Consider the following 18,169-nt stretch of genomic DNA (forward strand, 5'->3'; position numbering starts at 1 on the left):
TTGTCTATTGGCAGCAGAAACTTACTTCGATTTGCCTCCATGTACTGTCGATAGTTACCAATTAACTATCCAGTGCTGCGCATCTGGCGGCATTACTCACTGAATAGGGAGTTCCGCATGCCAGGCTATGAGGTCAGGTATCAAGATATATCCGTGGGCGATATGGACTTTCATATCCGCTCGTTGCTTGATCACCAGCAATATCACGATCCCGAGATGGTGGCAGAGAACCTGGGTATATCGCCCGAGAGCTGGCCGCTGTTTGGCCAGATCTGGCCATCGGGGCAGGTCCTTGCGCTGGCGATGCTCACGATGGACCTGGAAGGCAAACGCATCCTCGAAGTGGGGGCCGGCCTGGCTCTGGCCAGCCTTGTGGTACATCGCCGGGGTGGCGATATCACCGCCAGCGACTATCACCCGTTGATCCCCGATTTCCTGAAAGAAAATTTGCGCCTGAACGATCTCGGCCCCCTCAAGTACCAGGCGGCGGACTGGTCCGACCTCGAAGATGGGCTGGGTGTGTTCGATATGATCATCGGTAGCGACCTCATCTATGAGCGTGGCCAGCCGGCGCTGCTCGCAGATTTCATCGATCGGCACTCGGCCGATACGGTGGACGTCTACATCGTCGACCCCAATCGCTCGAACCGGTCCAGCTTCTGTCGGGAAATGGTCGAACTCGACTATATGTCGAGCACCAGCAAAATGAACTGCCTTCTGGGCAATGGCGAAGCCTTCAAGGGGTCGCTTCTGCATTTCCAGCGCGACGATTCCCGATTCAATCTGTGAAGGCTCTGCAGGGCCAGACCTGAATCCGGGACTTTGCTTCTCGCTGAATCTCTATCCGTCTTCTGGCCAGATACCTCCAACGAGGCCGACCAAAAGTGCCGCAACTTTTGTGCGCGCAGAGCGATTTGGTCAGGGGCTATCTACACTGGCTCAGGTCACTGATTGTGCCGAGGCAGCGTCATGACTTACCCATGCGAGAGCAGCGGCCTGCTGCTGGTGGACCCGTATAACGATTTCCTGAGTGAAGGCGGCAAGCTCAATGGCCTGGCCAAACCGGTTGCCGACGCCGTGGGCACGCTGGATAACCTGCGCCGGGTGCTGGCTGCAGCGCGCAAGGCAGGGATTCAGGTTTTCTATGTGCCACACCATCGCGCGCGGCCGAACGACTTCAAGTCCTGGAAACACCCCAGCCCTTACCAACTGGGTGCCAGCCGCGCCCAGGTGTTCGCTGCGGGCAGTTGGGGTGGGGAATGGCACCCTGATTTCCAGCCGATGGAACAGGACGTGATGATTCAGGAGCACTGGGGCGGTAGTGGTTTCGCCAATACCGACCTGGACTACCAGCTCAAGCAGCACGGCATACAGCGTGTGATCCTGATCGGGATGCTGGCCAATACCTGCATTGAGTCCACCGGGCGTTTCGCCGCGGAACTGGGTTACCACGTAACCTTGGTGACCGATGCTACGGCGGCGTTCTCGTCTGAGGCCATGCATGCAGCCCATGAGCTGAACGGGCCGACTTATGCCCATGCGATCCTCAGTACCGAGGAAGTGCTGGCTGCGATTGGGGAATAGTGGGGCGTGCAACTCTCCTGTAGGGGCGAATTCATTCGCTATGTCCGCGATAGCTGTTGCGAGCGATTTCCCATCCGGCCAAGAGCCTTGTAGGAGCTGCCTACAACACGTCATGCAGACATAGCCATTTCATTCGCCCTCAATACACATCCCTCACATAGCGCTTCTCCCGCGCCATGTTACTGACATAGGTCTCGGCATCCGCTGCGCTGAGGCCGCCATGCTCGCGCACCACCGCCTTGAGTGCGGCATCGACGTCCTTCGCCATTCGGCTGGCGTCGCCACAGACGTAGAAGTGCGCGCCTTCCTCCAGCCAGCGCCAGAGTTCCTCGCCGTGTTCGAGCATGCGTTGCTGCACATACACCTTCTCCGCCTGGTCGCGGGAGAAGGCGGTATCCAGTCGATGCAGGTGGCCGCTGGCCTGCCAGGCGTGCAGTTCGTCGCGGTAGTAGAAGTCGGTCGCTTCCCGCTGTTCGCCGAAGAACAGCCAGTTGCGACCCTTGGCGCCGAGGGCCTCACGTTCCTGCAGGAAGGCGCGGAAAGGGGCGATACCGGTGCCCGGACCGACCATGATCATTGGCCGCTCCGGATTGGCCGGTACGCGGAAATGGGCCGACTTTTGAATAAAGATCGAAACCTCGCCCTGGCCAGCACGGTCGGCGAGGAATGCCGAGCAGACGCCGGTACGGCTTCGGCCCTCGCATTGATAGCGGACGGTGGACACGGTCAGGTGCACCTCGTCCGGGGTCGCCAGGGGACTGGAGGCAATGGAATAGAGGCGAGGTTGAAGGTGCTTCAACCGGCCCAGCAGCTCGTCCGCGTTGATCTGGATGGGGTAGGTGCGCAGCAGGTCGGCCAGCTGTTTGCCCCAGAGCCAATCCTCCAACTCGGCCTTGTTCGCTGGTTCCAGCAGGCTTGCCAGCGCCGCGCTGCCAGAGCGTTCGGCAATGAAGCGCAGCAGATCAGGGGTGACCTTGGCGATCTCGAAATTCCGGCCCAGTGCTTTTGCCAGCGGCAGGACACCCTGGTCGTTCACCTCGACCAACTGATTGCCGTCCAGATCCAGTGCGCTGAGGACCTCGTTCACCAGCGACGGACAGTTGCTCGGCCACACGCCCAATGCATCGCCGGCCCGGTAGTCGAGGCCGCTGCCCTTGAGATCGAGGACGACCTGCCGGGTCTCCTTGCTGGAACCCGGCGCATTCAGCACGGGGTTGCGTAGCAGGCGGCTGGCCAGGGGGCGCTGGCGGCTGTACAGCGGTGCCTCTGCGTCCTCGGCGGGCACACCAGCGGTTTCCAGCACCGGCAGCGGAACCGTTGCACCGGCCAGGGCGCCCCGGACGGCGGCCAGCCAGGCGCGCGCCGGTTCTTCGTATTCCGGCTCGCAGTCCACGCGCGGCACCAGGCGGCGCGCGCCGAGGGCTTCCAGGCGGGCATCGAGCTTGCGGCCGAAACCGCAGAACTGGTCGTAGTTGGAGTCGCCCATGGCCAGCACGGCGAATTCCAGGCCGCTGAGGGAGGGGGCGCTGTCCGCGTTCAGGGCGCTCCAGAGCGACGCACCGTTGTCAGACGGATCGCCGTCGCCGAAGGTGCTGGCAATCAGCAGGGCAGTGTCAGTGCTGGCCAGCTCGGCGGGCTGGATGGCGTCCATGCAGTGCACCTTCACCGCATGGCCCTCGCGTTTCAGCGCGTCGGCGCAGGCAGTGGCGAAGCTTTCCGCATTGCCGGTCTGCGAGCACCAGAGCACCAGCAGCGGTTTTGCCGCCGATGACGTTGGGCTCGCGACGGCCGTAGGCGCTTCCCAGCTGCGGGAGAACAGCCCGGCGAGTACGCCATCCAGCAGCAGACGGGTTTCCGGGGCCAGCGGCGCGCTCGCTGGCAGGGTGGGCACGCCACCGTGCTTGCGGCTTTCCTCGCTGCGCAGGCCGAGCAGGTAGCCCTGCAGGTAGCGCTGCTCGGTGGGCGCCAGGCTGATGTCGGCGCTGGCGTCGAGGTTCAGCAGACGGGCGAAGGCATTGATCGGCATGTCGGCGAGTTCCTCCGGAAAACCGGCAGCGGCGCTGGCCGCGACCGGCTCGACTTCTACCAAGGGGATGAGCTGGGGGCTGGCCGGGGCGACCGGCGCCAGGGCGACGGCGCTGTGCTTGAACTCCGGCTGCAGCGAAATGGGGTCGATGGCATCACTGGTCACGGCGTTGATCGCCAGGTCTTCGCCATAGCGGTCGTTCCAGTGGAAGGGCGCGAAGCAGTTGCCCGGCTGCACGCGGTCGGTGACCACGGCCGGCAATACGGCGCGGCCACGGCGCGAGCGCACTTCCACCTGGCTTTTGTCGGCGATACCGAGGCGGCTGGCGTCACTCGGGTGGATCTCCAGGAAGGTGCCGGGGTTGAGCTTGTTCAGGGTGGCCACCTGGCCGGTCTTGGTCAGGGTGTGCCACTGGTGCTGCACGCGGCCGGTATTGAGCACCAGGGGGAAGGCGTCATCAGGCAGCTCTGCCGGGTCCATGTGCGGCCGGGCGAAGAACGTGCCCTTGCCGTCGTCGGTGGCGAAGGCGATGGCCGGGCGTGTGCCGTCTGCCGTGGTCTTGAGCGCCTGGCTCACCCCGTCGTTGAGGTAGCGGATCGGGTTCTGCGCGTTGGCCTTCGAGCCGGGCGGGCAGGGCCATTGTTGCGGACCCTGACGCAATAAGGCGTAGCTGACGCCGCGGATGTCGTAACCGGTCTTGGGGTTCCAGGCGAGTTTGATTTCTTCGAACACCTCGGCGGCGGACGCGTAGTCGAAGGCCTCGGCGAACCCCATCGCGCAGGCGACGCGAGCGATGATCTGCCAGTCCGGCAGGCTGTCGCCGGGCGCGTCCACGGCCTTCTGGGTGAGGGTCAGGTTGCGTTCGGAGTTGATCATGACGCCTTCGGCCTCGGCCCAGAGTGCGCCGGGCAGGAGGATGTCGGCGTAGCGGTTGGTCTCGGTGTCGAGGAAGGCGTCCTGGGTGATCACGAGTTCGGCACTCTGCAGCCCCTCGATCACCTGGCGGCGGTTGGGCACGGTGGCGACCGGGTTGGTGCAGATAATCCAGCAGGCTTTGATATCGCCTGCGCGCATGGCCTCGAACAGGGCCACGGTGCCGCTGCCGCCATCCTGGCGCAGGTGCCCACGCGGCAGTTGCCACAGGTCTTCGATGAACTGGCGGTCGGCCTCCACCAGCAGCGAACGCTGGCCAGGCAGGCCGGGGCCCATGTAGCCCATCTCGCGGCCGCCCATGGCGTTTGGCTGGCCGGTAAGGGAGAAGGGGCCGCTGCCAGGCCGGCAGATGGCGCCGGTGGCCAGGTGCAGGTTGCACAGGGCGTTGGTATTCCAGGTGCCGTGGGTGCTCTGGTTGAGGCCCATGGTCCAGCAGCTCATCCACTCTTTGGCTTCGCCGATCCATTGGGCGGCTTTGTGGATGTCGGCTTCAGTGAGTCCGGTGATGGCGGCGACACGCTCCGGTGCGTAGTCCTCGAGGAAGGCCGGCATGGCGTCCCAGCCCTGGGTGTGGGCGGCGATGAAGGCTGGGTCGGTGTGGCCGTTCTTGTGCAACAGATGGAGCAGGCCGTTGAGCAGGGCGAGGTCGGTGCCGGGCTTGATCGGCAGGTAGAGGCTGGCTTTGTCGGCGGTGGCGGTGCGGCGCGGGTCGACCACGATCAGCTTCGCCCCGGCCTTGATCCTGTCCATCATGCGCAGGAAAAGGATCGGGTGACAGTCGGCCATGTTGGCGCCGGTCACCAGGAACAGGTCGGCCGTGTCGAAGTCCTGGTAGGAGCCGGGCGGGCCGTCCGAGCCGAGGGAGAGCTTGTAGCCACTGCCGGCACTGGCCATGCACAGCCGAGAATTGGATTCGATGTGGCGGGTGCGGATGAAGCCCTTGGCCAGCTTGTTGGCCAGGTACTGCGCCTCCAGGGACATTTGCCCGGATACATAGAAGGAAATGGCGTCAGGGCCGTGAGTGTCGAGCAGCGCGCGCAGGCGGTTGGCGGTGTCCTGGATCGCCTCGTCGATGCCGGTGCGCACCGGGTCGCGACTGCGCTCGTGGCGCAGGTAGGCGTGCTCCATGCGGCCGGAGTCGGTGAGCGGTTGGGCGCAGGTGTTGCCCTTGGTGCAGAGGCGGCCGAAGTTGCTCGGGTGGTTCTTGTCGCCCGTCACCTTGACCACGCGGTTGTCCGCGACCTCCATGACGATGCCGCAGCCGACGCCGCAATAGGGACACACGCTTCGCACTGTCTTGTTCGCCATATCCGTACCTTGCGCGGAAACGAAAAAGCGCCATGCCACCCACCGTCGGAACGGGGGAGACACGGCGCCTTTGTCGTGGGGTGGGGCAATCGGCATTGATTGCCTTGGCGGGGCTATCGCAAGGCACATGCCAAGTTGCGCGAAACCGCCGCCAAGGCATTGCCGGCCGGCCTTTCCCGCCATTTCGCGAGGGGATTGGTGGGCCTGGGTTCCGGCTTCAGGATGGGGCGTGCCCTGTCTTCTCGCACCGTTTTGGTTCCTCTCGCGCCGATGTCGCCGGAGCGCTCCAACGAGCTGGAAACGGCTACAGGCCGCGCCGCTGCTGAGCCGAGGCGCCAACCGAAAGGGGCCATTGCGAAGCTCCCTGACGAACTGGCACAGCCACTGCATAGGGATAACTGAGCCCACCGCGACTGCTGCGGCAGGGCTGCCCGGCAGATCAATGGCGATCGCATCCCGGGCTCACAGGTGCGTCAGGCAGCGTGGCCCGGCGACACCGAGGAATGAACAGGCAAAGGCGCCTGGGACGATAAGTCCCAGGCGCTTTTTTTTGCCCCCGAAAAACGTGATTGGCTTGGGCCGGGTGCTACCTATGAACTCCAACGTCGCTTCCACTCCTGATGTGCAAACGCTGATCGTCATCGGCAATGGCATGGTCGGCCATCATTGCGTCGAGCAACTGATCGAACGCGGCGCGCTTGGCCGCTATCGCATCGAGGTCTTCAGTGAAGAACCGCTGCGCGCCTATGACCGTGTGCACCTGTCCGAATACTTCGGTGGCCGTGACGCCGAGTCTCTGGCGCTGGGTGAGGCCAGCCTCTACCGTACCCCGGGCGTGACGCTGCACCTGGGCGTGCCGGTACTGGAGATCGACCGCGAGCGTCGCGAGGTGATTACCGCCAACGGCTGCGTGGCCTTCGACAAGCTGGTGCTGGCTACCGGTTCCTATCCCTTCGTGCCGCCCATCGAAGGTGCCGAGGGCAACTCGCGGCTGGTCTATCGCACCCTGGCGGACCTCGACACCATTCGCGATGCGGCGGCCAACGCACGCCGTGGCGTGGTGGTGGGTGGTGGCCTGCTGGGCCTGGAAGCGGCCAATGCGCTGAAGTCCCTCGGCCTCGACGCCCATGTGGTGGAGTTCGCCCCGCGCCTGATGCCGGTGCAGCTGGACGATCAGGGCGGCCAGGCGCTCAAGGCGCGCATCGAGGAGTTGGGCGTGGGCGTGCACGTGTCCAAGGCCACCCAATCCATCTGTGCCGGCGCGGAGTACCGCTACCGGATGAACTTCGCCGGTGAGGATTTCCTCGAAACCGACCTGATCGTCTTCTCCGCCGGCATCCGCCCGCAAGATGCCCTGGCCCGCCAGAGCGGCCTGGAGCTGGGGGCGCGTGGCGGAGTGGCCATCGACGGTCGGTGCCTGACCTCGGACGCGAACATCTATGCCATCGGTGAGTGCGCGGCCTGGAACGGCAGCATCTTCGGCCTGGTCGCTCCCGGCTACCAGATGGCCCGCAGCGTCGCCGCGCAGCTCTGCGGCGAGGAGGCCGATCCCTTTATCGGCGCCGACATGTCCACCAAGCTGAAGCTGCTCGGCGTGGATGTGGGCTCCATCGGCGACGCCCATGGTGCATTGCCGGGGGCTCGCAGCTATCGCTTCATCGACGAAGCCACCTCCAGCTACCGCCGGCTGGTGGTTTCCGCTGACGGCAAGCAGGCCCTGGGGGCCGTGCTGGTGGGCGACAACAGCTACTACGACACCCTGCTGCAGTACGTGCAGAACGGCATCAAGCTGCCGGCCGATCCGGCCAGCCTGATCCTGCCGGCGGGCGAGGGCGCCCCGGCCCTGGGCGCTGATGCGCTGCCGGCCACCGCCACCGTCTGCTCCTGCCACAACGTCAGCAAGGGGTCGATCTGCTCCGCCATCGACGGCGGCTGCACCGATGTCGCCGGGGTCAAGGCCTGCACCAAGGCGGCCACCGGCTGCGGCGGGTGCGCGGCGCTGCTCAAGCAGGTCGTGGAGCACGAACTGTCCGCCCGTGGCGTGGCGGTGGACAAGAGCCTCTGCGAACACTTCGCCTACACCCGCCAGGAGCTCTACGCCCTGGTGCGTGTGGAGGGCATCGAGACCTTCGAGGAAATGCTCGCCAAGCACGGTCGCGGCCATGTGGGTTGCGAGATCTGCAAGCCGGCCATCGGCTCCATCCTCGCCTCCTGCTGGAACCGTCCGATCCAGAACCCCTGGCTGGTGCCGCTGCAGGACACCAACGACACCTTCATGGCCAACATGCAGAAGAACGGCACCTACTCGGTGGTGCCGCGCATCCCCGGTGGCGAGATTACCCCGGAAGGCCTGATCGCGATTGGCGAGGTGGCGAAGAAGTACAACCTCTACACCAAGATCACCGGCGGCCAGCGCATCGACCTGTTCGGTGCCCAGTTGCACGAGCTGCCGGATATCTGGGGCGAACTGATTGCCGCCGGATTCGAAACTGGCCATGCCTATGGCAAGTCCACCCGTACCGTGAAGTCCTGCGTCGGAAGCACCTGGTGCCGCTACGGCGTGCAGGACAGCGTGAAAATGGCCCTGGACATCGAGAACCGCTACAAGGGCCTGCGCTCGCCGCACAAGCTCAAGTTCGCGGTCAGCGGTTGCACCCGCGAGTGCGCCGAAGCACAGAGCAAGGATGTGGGCGTGATCGCCACCGAGAAGGGCTGGAACCTCTACGTCTGCGGCAACGGCGGCATGCGCCCGCGCCACGCCGAGTTGTTCGCCACCGACCTCGATGACGAGACCCTGATCCGCTACATCGACCGCTTCCTGATGCTCTACATCCGCACCGCCGACAAGCTTCAGCGCACCTCGGTCTGGCGCGAGAGCCTGGAAGGCGGGCTGGACTACCTCAAAGCCGTGATTATCGATGACAGCCTGGGCCTGGGCGATGAGCTGGAAGCCCAGATGCAACTGGTGGTGGATCGCTACGAATGCGAGTGGGCGAACGCCATCAAGGACCCGGAGAAGCTCAAGCGCTTCCGCACCTTCGTCAACGACGGCCGTGGTGACCCGGATATCCATTTCGTCAACGAACGTGGGCAGATCCGTCCAGCGAAGGCGGCTGAGCTCACCCTGATTCCTGTAGCCGAGGAGGTGGTCTGATGGCCCAGCAGAGCGCACAACGCATCGATATATCGGAAACCTGGCAGCGCGTTTGCTCGCGCCAGGACCTGGTGCCCAATTCGGGCGTAGTGGCCTGGTTGGAGGGTGCCCAGGTGGCGCTCTTCTACCTGCCCGACGGGGAGGAAGGGCGCCAGCTCTTCGCGGTGGATAACCACGACCCGCTGGCCGGCGCCAATGTCATTGGCCGCGGCATTGTCGGTCACCTGGGCGGCGACCTGGTGATCGCCTCACCGCTTTACAAACAGCACTACCGCCTCGAAGACGGCACCTGCCTGGAGTATCCGGAACAGCAACTGCGGGTCTGGTCCGTGCGCCTGGAGGGGGATGTGGTGGAAATCAGGGTGGAGTGAACGAGCCAATGGCCCTGGAGCGGGGCCAGGGTTCAGGCCTTGCCGCGAGGCTGCTGATACGCCCGCGTATACATCAGCAGTGCCTCCATGCCCGACAGCATGGCTTCGCGGCTCAGGCAGTCGGCACTGCCGGACGCCTGCTCAATGCGCAGGCGCTCGATGAGGCGGGCCACCTGCACCAATCGATAGTCGCCGAGGCGGCGGCAGGCCTCGGGGCTGGAGTCGGCGCGGACGTCCAGCACGTCGTCGGGGAATTCGTCGAGGGTAGGGAAATGGTGCGGAATCATCATGCGCTGGGTCGCTCGGGGCTGCAGTAGGCGGAATACGGGCGAAAAAGCTACCCAGTCGGCCTGTAGGGGTTCAAGGCATGAACCCTGTCCAATTATTCGTGTTGCCAAGTAGGAATACTGTCGCGTTGAGGCTCGACCGTACGGGAAAGTACGCTCCAGAGCCGTCAGCTGAAACTCAGCGCGCCCTGCTTGCAGCAACGCACCAGGGCTTCTTCCAGCTTGCGGTCAGGCATGGCGTGCGCGCGCAGGGTGTTCGCGGTCTTCTCCACGTAGTCGCGGGTGCTGCCGTAGTGGCCGCTGGCACTGTCGAACACCTGGCGCAGCACATGGTCCGGCAGGGCGCCGGCGTAGCAGGAGATATTGCGGCGCAGTACGAAGCCCAGCGCCTGCACCTTGGGCCCACGCTCCAGCTGGCAACTCAACCACTTCGGCTGGTACGCCGCATCGGGCATTTCCCGCTGCCACAAGGCGAAGAGATGCTCTTCCAATTGCTCCTCCGGCAGGCGGTAGGCGAAGCCGGCGCAGGAGCCGCCACGGTCCAGACCCAGCACGAGGCCGGGAGTTTGCGGCGTGCCACGGTGGATCTGCGACCAGAGATAGAGCCCACGATGGTAGCCATGCACGCGCGCGCGGCGGGTTTCCACCGTGGGGCATTCCGGACGCCAGATCAGCGAGCCATAGGCGAACAGCCAGACCGGCCCACCGCGATGGCGATTCATGGTGGTTTCGAGGGAGGCGAGTAATTCAGCGCGAGTCAGCTGCACCGGCTGTTCGAGCAGTGGCGGATAAAGCGTGAAAGGCGTTTCGGAATTGCTGCCGGCCATAGAGGTACTGCAGGTGCTGGTGATGTACGAACCCGTCCGGGATTCGCCTCTTCTTGTATCAGGTGTTGGGACGTTGGCGAACAGACGGTCGTCGAATTCCGCAAAAAATTCCCGTTGGCGCAGCGGGGCATTAGTCGCTGATAAAGGAAAGGCATGATTTGGCACCGGGTTATCGCGGATGGCGATAAACATAGGCGGCTGTAGGTTTTGCCGCCGGCGCGTTGCAACTGGCGGACGCGCGCTGAACAGCCTGTGCAACGGGTTCATTCCGTTCAGTCCAGGAGCTGAAGCTCGCGATTTGACGACATTTTTTGTTGCAAGGAACGGCATCACATTGTCATGAAATGCTAAAAAAATGTCATGAAATGCGAAGCCACAGGGGGCGGCCGTCCCTAGTCTTTGCCGCCAGTCGGAAGGGGTGGAGAACCTGCACGGTTCGCCCCGACATTCATGGAGCCTTCTATGGTGAAACCGCTATTCGGATTTGCATTGGCTGGAATCGTCCTGCTTGGCAGTGGTTGTGCAAGCAACGTCACCCAGCCTGAGCAGTACTCGGGCTTCCTGGGGGATTACTCCCAGCTCGAGGAAGCGATGTCTGCCAGCGGCAAGCCGGTGCTGCGCTGGACGGCGCCGGATTTCGATCCGCAGCGCTATGGCTCGCTCCTGGTGGAGAAGCCGGTGTTCCATCCCGCCCAGGCACCCAGCGACAAGATGAGCCAGCAGACCCTGGACCAGATTGCCACCTACATGCGCCTGGCGCTGCAGCGCGAGCTGGCGGGCAAGTTGCGTCTGGTGGGGCAGCCCGAGGCGGACACCCTGGTGCTGCGCCCTTCCATCTCCGCGGTGGCGGTCTCGACCGAGCACCTGAAGGCCTACGAGGTCATCCCGATCGCCCTGCTGGCCGCTGCCGCGACCACGGCCGCGGGTACCCGTGACCAGGAAGTGACCCTCTACGCAGAGCTGGAGGCGTTGGACGCCGCCAGCGGCAAGCCTGTTGTCAGGATGGTGCGCAAGGGCCAGGGATTGAGCCTGGAGAACCGCAAGACGCCACTGATACTGGACGACCTTACGCCCGTGCTCGATGACTGGGCGCGAGACGCACGCCACTTCAGGCCCTGACAGGCCTCCCCCGATCAACCACCAGGCCGGAACCGGCGAACAGCCGGTTTGCCGTCGCGCGCGCTGAAGCGAGCGCTACGGAGCAGCCTGGATGCGAATCCGCATTTTCTTCGACGCCGGGCATCACCCGGCCGGACGCCGGATTCCCCCTGCCAATCAGGTGATGACATGCTCAGTGATGGGTTTCTCGATTACTTCGCCCTAGGCGTGCTGTTCTTCGTTGTGATCGTGTTGTTCTACGGAATCATCGTGCTTCACGACATTCCCTATGGAATCGCCAAGCGGCGCAACCACCCGCACCAGGACGCTATCCATGCCGCCGGCTGGGTGAGCCTGTTCACCCTCCACGCACTGTGGCCCTTCCTGTGGATCTGGGCGATGTTGTACCGCACGGATCGTGGCTGGGGCTTTGGAGTCCCCAGGGGGGATCTGGAGCTACAACTGGCCGAAATGCGCCAGCGCCTCGAACGGCTGGAGGGGGCGCGCGTCTCCCGTCCGGCCTCTGCAGTAGAGGACGCCTGACATGGACCTGTTGCTGATCCTCACCTACACGGCCATCTGCGTCGCCATCTTCAAGATCTTCCGCATCCCGCTTAACAAGTGGTCGGTGCCCACGGCTGCCCTGGGTGGCGTGGTGCTGATCGGTGCGCTGATCTTCCTGATGAACTACAACCACCCGTACTCCGAAGTGGCGCGCAGCTATTTCGTGTCGACGCCGGTCATTCCGGCGGTCAACGGCCAGGTGGTGGAGGTGCCGGTAAAGACCAACCAGCCGCTGGAGAAGGGGGATGTGCTGTTCCGCATCGACCCGACACCGTTCGAGAACCGGGTGAAATCCCTCAAGGCCCAGTTGGTATCGGCCCGCGCCGACCAGTCCCGCGCCCGGGAACTGGCCGCGCGCAATGTTGGCAACCGTCGCGACGTGGACCTCACCACCGCGCGGGTGGAAGACTTGCAGGCGCAACTGAACGTCGCCCTGTTCGAGCTGGACAACACCGTGGTGCGTGCTCCCAGCAAAGGTTTCGTCACCCATGTGTCGTTGCGTCCGGGGATGATGGCGACCAAGTTGCCGCTGCGTCCGTCCATGGTCTTCATCCCGGATGAGGGGCATTACTTCGCCGCCTGGATGCGGCAGAACAGCCAACTGCGCCTGAACCCGGGCGACGAGGCGGAAGTGGCCTTCGACGGCATTCCCGGTCGCGTATTCAAGGGCAAGGTCAAGGACGTGATTGCGGTAATCGGCGAAGGTCAGGTGCAGCCCTCCGGCACCTTGCTCAGCTTCAGTGGCTCGCCGCCGCCAGGGCGGGTACCGGTGATCATCGAGATCACCGACCCCGATTACGCGCAGTACGCCAAGCTGATGCCCGGTGGCTCCTATGGCCAGGCGGCACTGTACAGCGAGCATTTCCACCATGTGGCGGTGATGCGCAAGATCCTCCTGCGCATGGCGTCCTGGATGAACTACATCTTCCCCTTCCATTGATCGTGGTCCGCGCCAGGCACCTTTGCCGGGCGCGGCGATTTTCCGGCAGCCACGCCGGAAACGAATTCGATTCGACTCAGGGCTGCGGGGACGCGGTCATCGCACTCATGCACCTGGCCCGACCGCCACCGTGCCCTGAGTTCGAAGGCAGGTAACTTCATGTCAAATCACTCTCGGCGCCGGTCTCTGCGCCCATTCCGGGGCGCGCTTGCCCTGCCGGCTGGTCTGGCAATGGGCATGCTTGCGCTGCACATGACCCAGGCCAACGCCATGCAGCAGGATGTCGTGCCGGGCGTGGCGCCCATCCTCGCCCCCAATGCGCCGCCGGATCGAACCGATGATTTCGATCGTATCCGCGAGCGCGGCACCATTCGCATCCTCGTCCCCTACAGCAGGACGTTCTTCCATATCGACCATGGCCGCCAGAGGGGCGTGACCCATGAGGTCGGTATCGCCTTCGAGCGTTGGTTGAACACGCGCTATTCCCGCCAGGGGAAGAACCTGCGCTGGCATGTGATGTTCATCCCGGTCAGCCGCGACCAACTGCTGCCCAGCCTGGTCCGGGGCGTTGGTGATATCGCCGCGGGTGGGCTGGTGGAGGGGGACCGGGCGCGTTTCAGCGAACAGGTGGTGACCGCTTCCGCCTCATTCCGTGCCGCCCCGGTTCTGGTAAGCGGACCGGCCGGCGAGCCGATTGCCAGCCTCGACGGGCTGTCCGGCAAGGAGGTGGCGGTGCCGGCACTGAACAGTGATTTCTGGGAACTGGTGGCGTTGAGCCGGGGCTTCAGCGAGCGTGGTCTGGCGCCGATCCGCCTGGTGCCGCTGGCTGAAGGCATCGAGCCAGAAGAGCTGCTGGCGCTGGTCAATGCCGGACGCCTCGCTGCGGCCGTGGTGGATCGACGTGTGGCGCGAGCCTGGCAGCCGACCCTGGGCAGGATCGCGATCCAGGAGAATGTCGACTTCGACTGGGGCGGTCGCTACGCCTGGGCTGCACGCCAGAGCAACCCAGAGCTGCGTAGGGTACTGGCGGAGTTCTTTACCGAGCATCAGCGCGCGCCTCGAATGAAGCAGGCCTTCGATGGTGATGACGGCGAGGCCAGGCAGTTTCTCCGTGAGTCGGTATCGGCCGAGGAACTGCGCAATTTCCGTCGGCTGAACCGGGCCTTCATCGCCTCCGCCCGGCGCTACGACCTGGACCCGCTGATGCTAATGGCCCAGGCGTTCCACGAGTCGCAGTTCGACCAGCGTGCGCGCAGCAACCGGGGCGCGGTGGGGGTGATGCAGGTCCTGCCGAGCACCGCGGCAGATCCCAATGTGCGGGTGTCGGGCGTACGCAGCAGCGCGGAGCAGAACGTCGAGGCTGCCAGCAAGTACCTGCGCTTTCTGGCTGACACCTACCTCGACGACCCGGCGCTGACGCCGGACAACCGCATGTTCATGCTGCTGGCGGCGTACAACGCCGGGCCGGGCAATTTGCAGAAGGTTAGGCGCATGGCCAGGGAAAATGGCCTCGACCCCGATCGCTGGTTCGGCCATGTGGAGCAGATGGCGGCCAGGGCGCTCGGGCGTGAAACCCTCGACTACGTGAACAACGTGTACAAGTACTACGTTGCCTACAGCTTTGCCCGGGACCGTGAGGAAGCGCTTTCGGACAGTGTGCTGGGCAGGCTGGAGGGCCGCTGACGTGTGGCCCTTGGGAAGAGGGCGGCTCGCTGCCGGAGCAGGAGCCGCAGAGGGATCAGAACAACAGGTAGGCGCTGGCGCTGGTCTGGTCCAGCTCGATGTCGCCGACCTTCAGCACTTCCTGCTCCAGGCGCACGCCGATGTTGCGGAACACGTCCAGTTCGACGCCGACGCCATAGGTCAGATCCAGGTCGCTGCTGTCGCCGGTGGTGTCTTCTTCGGCATCCCAGGCATGGACGCCGGCACTGGCGAACAGGCGAAGGCGATCACCGATCGGCACGCCGAAGTGGGCTGCGGCCTGGAGCGAGTGGCCGTCGAAGTCGCCGCGACTGCCTTCGAAACTGCCCAGATCGACCCAGGCACCTTCCACGGCCAGGTAGGGATTCAGGCGGTAGCCGACGTAGGCCTTGTAGCTGTTGTCGTCGTCGCCGAGGGTGTTGTCGTCGATTTCTACGCGGGTCAAACCTCCGCCCACATAGAGGCCTCGGTCATCGGCGAAGGCACCCAGGGAGGTCAGGGCAAGTAGGGTGGCTGCAAATTGCTTGCGGAACTTCATTTTTCTTCCTGCGGGGTTTGTTGAAAGTGAACGGGGCGAGGGGGGATCAGGCCGATCCCTTCGGCTGGAATTCCCTGTCCAGGCGCTCGCGAATCTGCCGCGCCGCAGCATCCATGGCGGGATAGATGTCCTCGACGACGGGCTTGTCGGATTGCTCGACGTTCCTGCCGCTGGCGCGGTCGACGGCTCGGACGAGGGTTTCGCCGGTACGGCCATCGCTGACCTCGCTCTGGAAGAACACGTAGAGGGTTTCGTCGCGCACACCGGTGGCGTGCAGGGAGAGCCCGACCAGAAAGCCGATCGGGATGTACTCCATGACGCTCGGATCACGCGGTGTGCGCTTGAGATCGGTAATCGAGACGCGGAGCGACAGCGCTTCCGGGGTGGGTTTGTCCACCAGGCGGTAGCCGGCGCTGGAAAGTTGCCGTTCGAGTTGGTTGCGGAAGTGGAGAATCAGTTTGTTGGTATCCGCATTGGACTCGCTGAATGTCGAGTCGCTATTGGCGAGAGTAAGAGGAATTGGTAAATCGATGAATATCGCCTTGTCGTGGTTACTTGATAGTGGTGCAGGGTATTTCTTCCAGGCGATGGTTTTTTCGTCCCGTTCGATGACCTGCAGCGGGATATTGGCTTGTTGCCCGGAAGATCCGGATGTGTCGATGCTGGGAGCCATCGAACAACCGGACAAGACCATCGAAAGTGAAAGGATGGAAAGTTCTTTGAGATGCATGGGGGTTCCTGTTGAAGTCGCGTCGACCTGCCCATCCATGGCACTCGGAAGTGGCTGCCAGGGACAGGCATCGATTGCGGCGGTCTGGCCTGCCCTCAGGCGTCCAGCCTTGAAACACGGAGCGCGTAGCGCCTTGCCGCGCCCTCTCCGGCGCATCCGCACTCTGGGGCATGGGCGACGAAAACAAGAATCAAAAATCGTTATTTATGCCGTGAGGTGCACAGCTCGAAGTCGATGTGCGAGAGAATTCGCGTCCTCTCCCACGGGTGATGCAATCAATAAGCTCAGCAAATTTTCATGAAAAGCCAATTCAAGTTCTTACTGAAAAGTGGCGGCGAAGCATTGTTCGATGCCGCAAGTAATCAGTTGCATATAACCCCGAATTCGGGCGAGCCGCGCGCGGTGACGCTCTCTTATTCGGAGTCGCGCCTGTTGCAACTTCTGCTGGATAACCCGGGGGAAACCCGGAGTCGCAATGAAATAATGGAATACGCCTGGGACAATCGAGTCGTTGCGGCTGGAAGTTTGAACCAGGCGATATTCACCTTGCGCAATCTGATCGATGACGGCACCGACCATGAGTTGCTGCAGACGGTCCCGCGGCGCGGTTATCGGTTCAATGCGCAGTACCTGATGGTCGAACCCACACCGGCGCTGACGATAGCCGTCGCCGATACTGCCGTCGGGATTGGCGGTGCGGTGGACCAGCCCGAACCCGATGCCGCGCCTGCCACACGGGAACCTTGGCTGGCCGGATTGCTCCGCTCGCCGAAACTGCTGCTACCCGCCTATGCACTGATGGTTGGCCTGCTCGTCCTGGTGGCCTTGCAGCGCCTCGGCGTCTTCGATGGCGCGGCCTCGGACCAGGTGATCGAAGAGGTGGTGGCAGGGCCGCTGACCTACCACTTCATTGGTGACAGCGCCGAAGAGAACGCCCGAACCCGCGAGGCTTTCAAGGTGGCCGTGAACACCCGTGAAGAGGGAATCGCCGGGCATATCTGGATCAACCGCTCGAACCGACTCTACGACCTCGGTTGCGTGCGTACCGATGGTGCGACGGAGAACCTGATCTTTCTCGAGGACAACCCGATGGCCAACCTGCAACTGGAGATGGTCCGGCGCTGCATGAGGGGCTGGCCATGATGCTGCGCCGCTACAAGCACGCCTTTATTCTCGGCAGCCTGGCCCTGCTGGCCATTGCCGGCCTGGTGCTGGACCGCCCGGCCTATACCCGCGGCGTTTCCTACCACGGTGCCAGCGCCATCGTGCTCAACGACGGTACGCGGATCAGCCTGGAGGAGCGGCTCATCATCGGCGACGTGATGAGCTTCGCTGCCATGGAGCGCGTCGCCGGGGAGGTGAGCTACGCGTCCCTCGTGGCGGACGTCGTTCATTTCGGCCCCCGCAGCCTCGACGTCCGCCTGCAGAAGGCGCAGACCAGCCGCGCCAAGCCCATGGCGCGGATGAGTGAAATCCCCGATGTGCTGCTAGGCCGCCAGTACGGCCTGGCGATAGGGGCGACGCTGCACCTGGAGTTCCTGCCGGTCGCCGATGACAAGGTGATTTGCTACTACGCGCGGGAGATCGACAACGTCCGTTGCCTGAACCGATGACGACCAGGCCGGCGGCCGGAGGGGCGGCCATGGACGACCCGCTTTCCGCCGGCATCAGGCGGACTCCCGCAGGCGGATTTCGCTCCGTTGCGTGAGCCTTCCATCCAGCGTCCGGGTTTCCACGCTCAGGACGACCGTAGGCCGTTCTGCGCGGATGACCTTGATGCGGGTGAGGGTGTCCGGCGTGCGCTGGATGACCAGGCTTTCCCCGACATTGCGACACAGAACCAGCATGTTGAACGCTCCAGTGAAGTGGTCTCGCCGCTGATTCTCATCGCCGCCCTACGCCTGATGCGAATCAATAGTGCTCATTGTCGGCGAAACTTCTGACGCCACGCAGGGGGCGCCAGAGATGGGCTTTTGCTCGTCCGGGGCGCGGGAGGTCAGGCGCTGGAGCGTGCTGACAGAAAATGAGGATTGGTAATTTTCATTTCCGCTTCTTCTTCCCAAGAATCCGGCCGTCCCGAGGTCGATGACCCGAGGGAGGCTGCGGCC

General features: G+C 63.8%; 16 protein-coding genes. 10 read left to right on the top strand and 6 right to left on the bottom strand.

Going from position 1 to position 18,169, the window contains the following annotated elements; all coding sequences use genetic code 11:
• Positions 1-117 precede the first annotated feature (117 nt).
• Entirely contained in the window at positions 118-789 is a 672-nt protein-coding gene (locus AAHM40_RS22045) for a class I SAM-dependent methyltransferase (RefSeq protein WP_342246562.1), read from the top strand.
• Positions 790-969: 180 nt separating this feature from the next.
• A complete protein-coding gene (locus tag AAHM40_RS22050; RefSeq protein ID WP_342246563.1) occupies positions 970-1,584 on the top strand; it encodes an isochorismatase family cysteine hydrolase in 615 nt (204 codons plus the stop codon).
• 139 nt (positions 1,585-1,723) lie between these two features.
• On the opposite strand, the gene AAHM40_RS22055 is transcribed toward AAHM40_RS22050, so the two are convergent.
• The gene (locus AAHM40_RS22055) at positions 1,724-5,851 is read right to left on the bottom strand and encodes a sulfite reductase subunit alpha (protein ID WP_342246564.1); all 4,128 of its coding nucleotides are present in this window, start codon (positions 5,849-5,851) and stop codon (positions 1,724-1,726) included.
• Positions 5,852-6,443: 592 nt separating this feature from the next.
• Here AAHM40_RS22055 and nirB point away from each other — a divergent pair.
• Both nirB and nirD read left to right on the top strand, forming a co-directional pair.
• The gene (gene nirB / locus AAHM40_RS22060) at positions 6,444-9,005 is read left to right on the top strand and encodes a nitrite reductase large subunit NirB (RefSeq protein ID WP_342246565.1); all 2,562 of its coding nucleotides are present in this window, start codon (positions 6,444-6,446) and stop codon (positions 9,003-9,005) included.
• A complete protein-coding gene (gene nirD / locus AAHM40_RS22065) occupies positions 9,005-9,376 on the top strand; it encodes a nitrite reductase small subunit NirD (RefSeq protein ID WP_342246566.1) in 372 nt (123 codons plus the stop codon). Before nirB ends, nirD begins: the two co-directional genes overlap by 1 nt.
• A gap of 32 nt (positions 9,377-9,408) precedes the next feature.
• Here the strand turns inward: nirD and AAHM40_RS22070 are convergent, their stop codons facing one another.
• Positions 9,409-9,666 carry a hypothetical protein gene (locus AAHM40_RS22070; protein ID WP_342246567.1) on the bottom strand — a complete coding sequence of 86 codons (258 nt, stop codon included), beginning with the start codon at positions 9,664-9,666 and terminating at the stop codon, positions 9,409-9,411.
• 164 nt (positions 9,667-9,830) lie between these two features.
• The gene (locus AAHM40_RS22075; protein ID WP_342246568.1) at positions 9,831-10,490 is read right to left on the bottom strand and encodes a gamma-glutamylcyclotransferase; all 660 of its coding nucleotides are present in this window, start codon (positions 10,488-10,490) and stop codon (positions 9,831-9,833) included.
• A gap of 462 nt (positions 10,491-10,952) precedes the next feature.
• Between AAHM40_RS22075 and AAHM40_RS22080 the strand changes: the two genes are divergently transcribed.
• The 4 genes from AAHM40_RS22080 to AAHM40_RS22095 all read left to right on the top strand — a co-directional run bounded on the left by AAHM40_RS22080 (position 10,953) and on the right by AAHM40_RS22095 (position 14,775).
• A complete protein-coding gene (locus AAHM40_RS22080) occupies positions 10,953-11,609 on the top strand; it encodes a DUF3313 domain-containing protein (protein ID WP_342246569.1) in 657 nt (218 codons plus the stop codon).
• A gap of 168 nt (positions 11,610-11,777) precedes the next feature.
• Positions 11,778-12,131, top strand: coding sequence for a DUF3302 domain-containing protein (locus AAHM40_RS22085; RefSeq protein ID WP_342246570.1), 354 nt, complete (start codon positions 11,778-11,780; stop codon positions 12,129-12,131).
• A 1-nt stretch (position 12,132) separates the two neighbouring features.
• On the top strand, positions 12,133-13,092 hold the full coding sequence (locus tag AAHM40_RS22090) for an HlyD family secretion protein (protein WP_342246571.1): 960 nt from the start codon (positions 12,133-12,135) through the stop codon (positions 13,090-13,092).
• 237 nt (positions 13,093-13,329) lie between these two features.
• Positions 13,330-14,775 carry a transglycosylase SLT domain-containing protein gene (locus tag AAHM40_RS22095; RefSeq protein ID WP_342246572.1) on the top strand — a complete coding sequence of 482 codons (1,446 nt, stop codon included), beginning with the start codon at positions 13,330-13,332 and terminating at the stop codon, positions 14,773-14,775.
• Positions 14,776-14,830: 55 nt separating this feature from the next.
• Here AAHM40_RS22095 and AAHM40_RS22100 read toward each other — a convergent pair whose 3' ends face one another.
• Together AAHM40_RS22100 and AAHM40_RS22105 are read right to left on the bottom strand one after the other, a co-directional pair.
• Positions 14,831-15,331, bottom strand: coding sequence for a porin family protein (locus AAHM40_RS22100; RefSeq protein WP_342246573.1), 501 nt, complete (start codon positions 15,329-15,331; stop codon positions 14,831-14,833).
• 46 nt (positions 15,332-15,377) lie between these two features.
• Complete coding sequence (locus tag AAHM40_RS22105) at positions 15,378-16,061, bottom strand: DUF3313 domain-containing protein (protein ID WP_342246574.1); 684 nt, start codon at positions 16,059-16,061, stop codon at positions 15,378-15,380.
• Positions 16,062-16,358: 297 nt separating this feature from the next.
• On the opposite strand from AAHM40_RS22105, the gene AAHM40_RS22110 reads away from it, so the two are divergent.
• Complete coding sequence (locus AAHM40_RS22110; RefSeq protein WP_342246575.1) at positions 16,359-17,204, top strand: winged helix-turn-helix domain-containing protein; 846 nt, start codon at positions 16,359-16,361, stop codon at positions 17,202-17,204.
• Positions 17,201-17,674 carry a hypothetical protein gene (locus tag AAHM40_RS22115; RefSeq protein ID WP_342246576.1) on the top strand — a complete coding sequence of 158 codons (474 nt, stop codon included), beginning with the start codon at positions 17,201-17,203 and terminating at the stop codon, positions 17,672-17,674. The genes AAHM40_RS22110 and AAHM40_RS22115 overlap by 4 nt, the downstream gene beginning before the upstream one ends.
• 54 nt (positions 17,675-17,728) lie before the next feature.
• Here the strand turns inward: AAHM40_RS22115 and AAHM40_RS22120 are convergent, their stop codons facing one another.
• Positions 17,729-17,908, bottom strand: coding sequence for a hypothetical protein (locus AAHM40_RS22120; RefSeq protein WP_342246577.1), 180 nt, complete (start codon positions 17,906-17,908; stop codon positions 17,729-17,731).
• Between the last annotated feature and the right edge of the window lie 261 nt (positions 17,909-18,169).

Origin of the sequence: Pseudomonas sp. OTU5201 (assembly GCF_038440135.1) — a bacterium.
Classification (GTDB): Bacteria; Pseudomonadota; Gammaproteobacteria; order Pseudomonadales; family Pseudomonadaceae; genus Metapseudomonas; species Metapseudomonas resinovorans.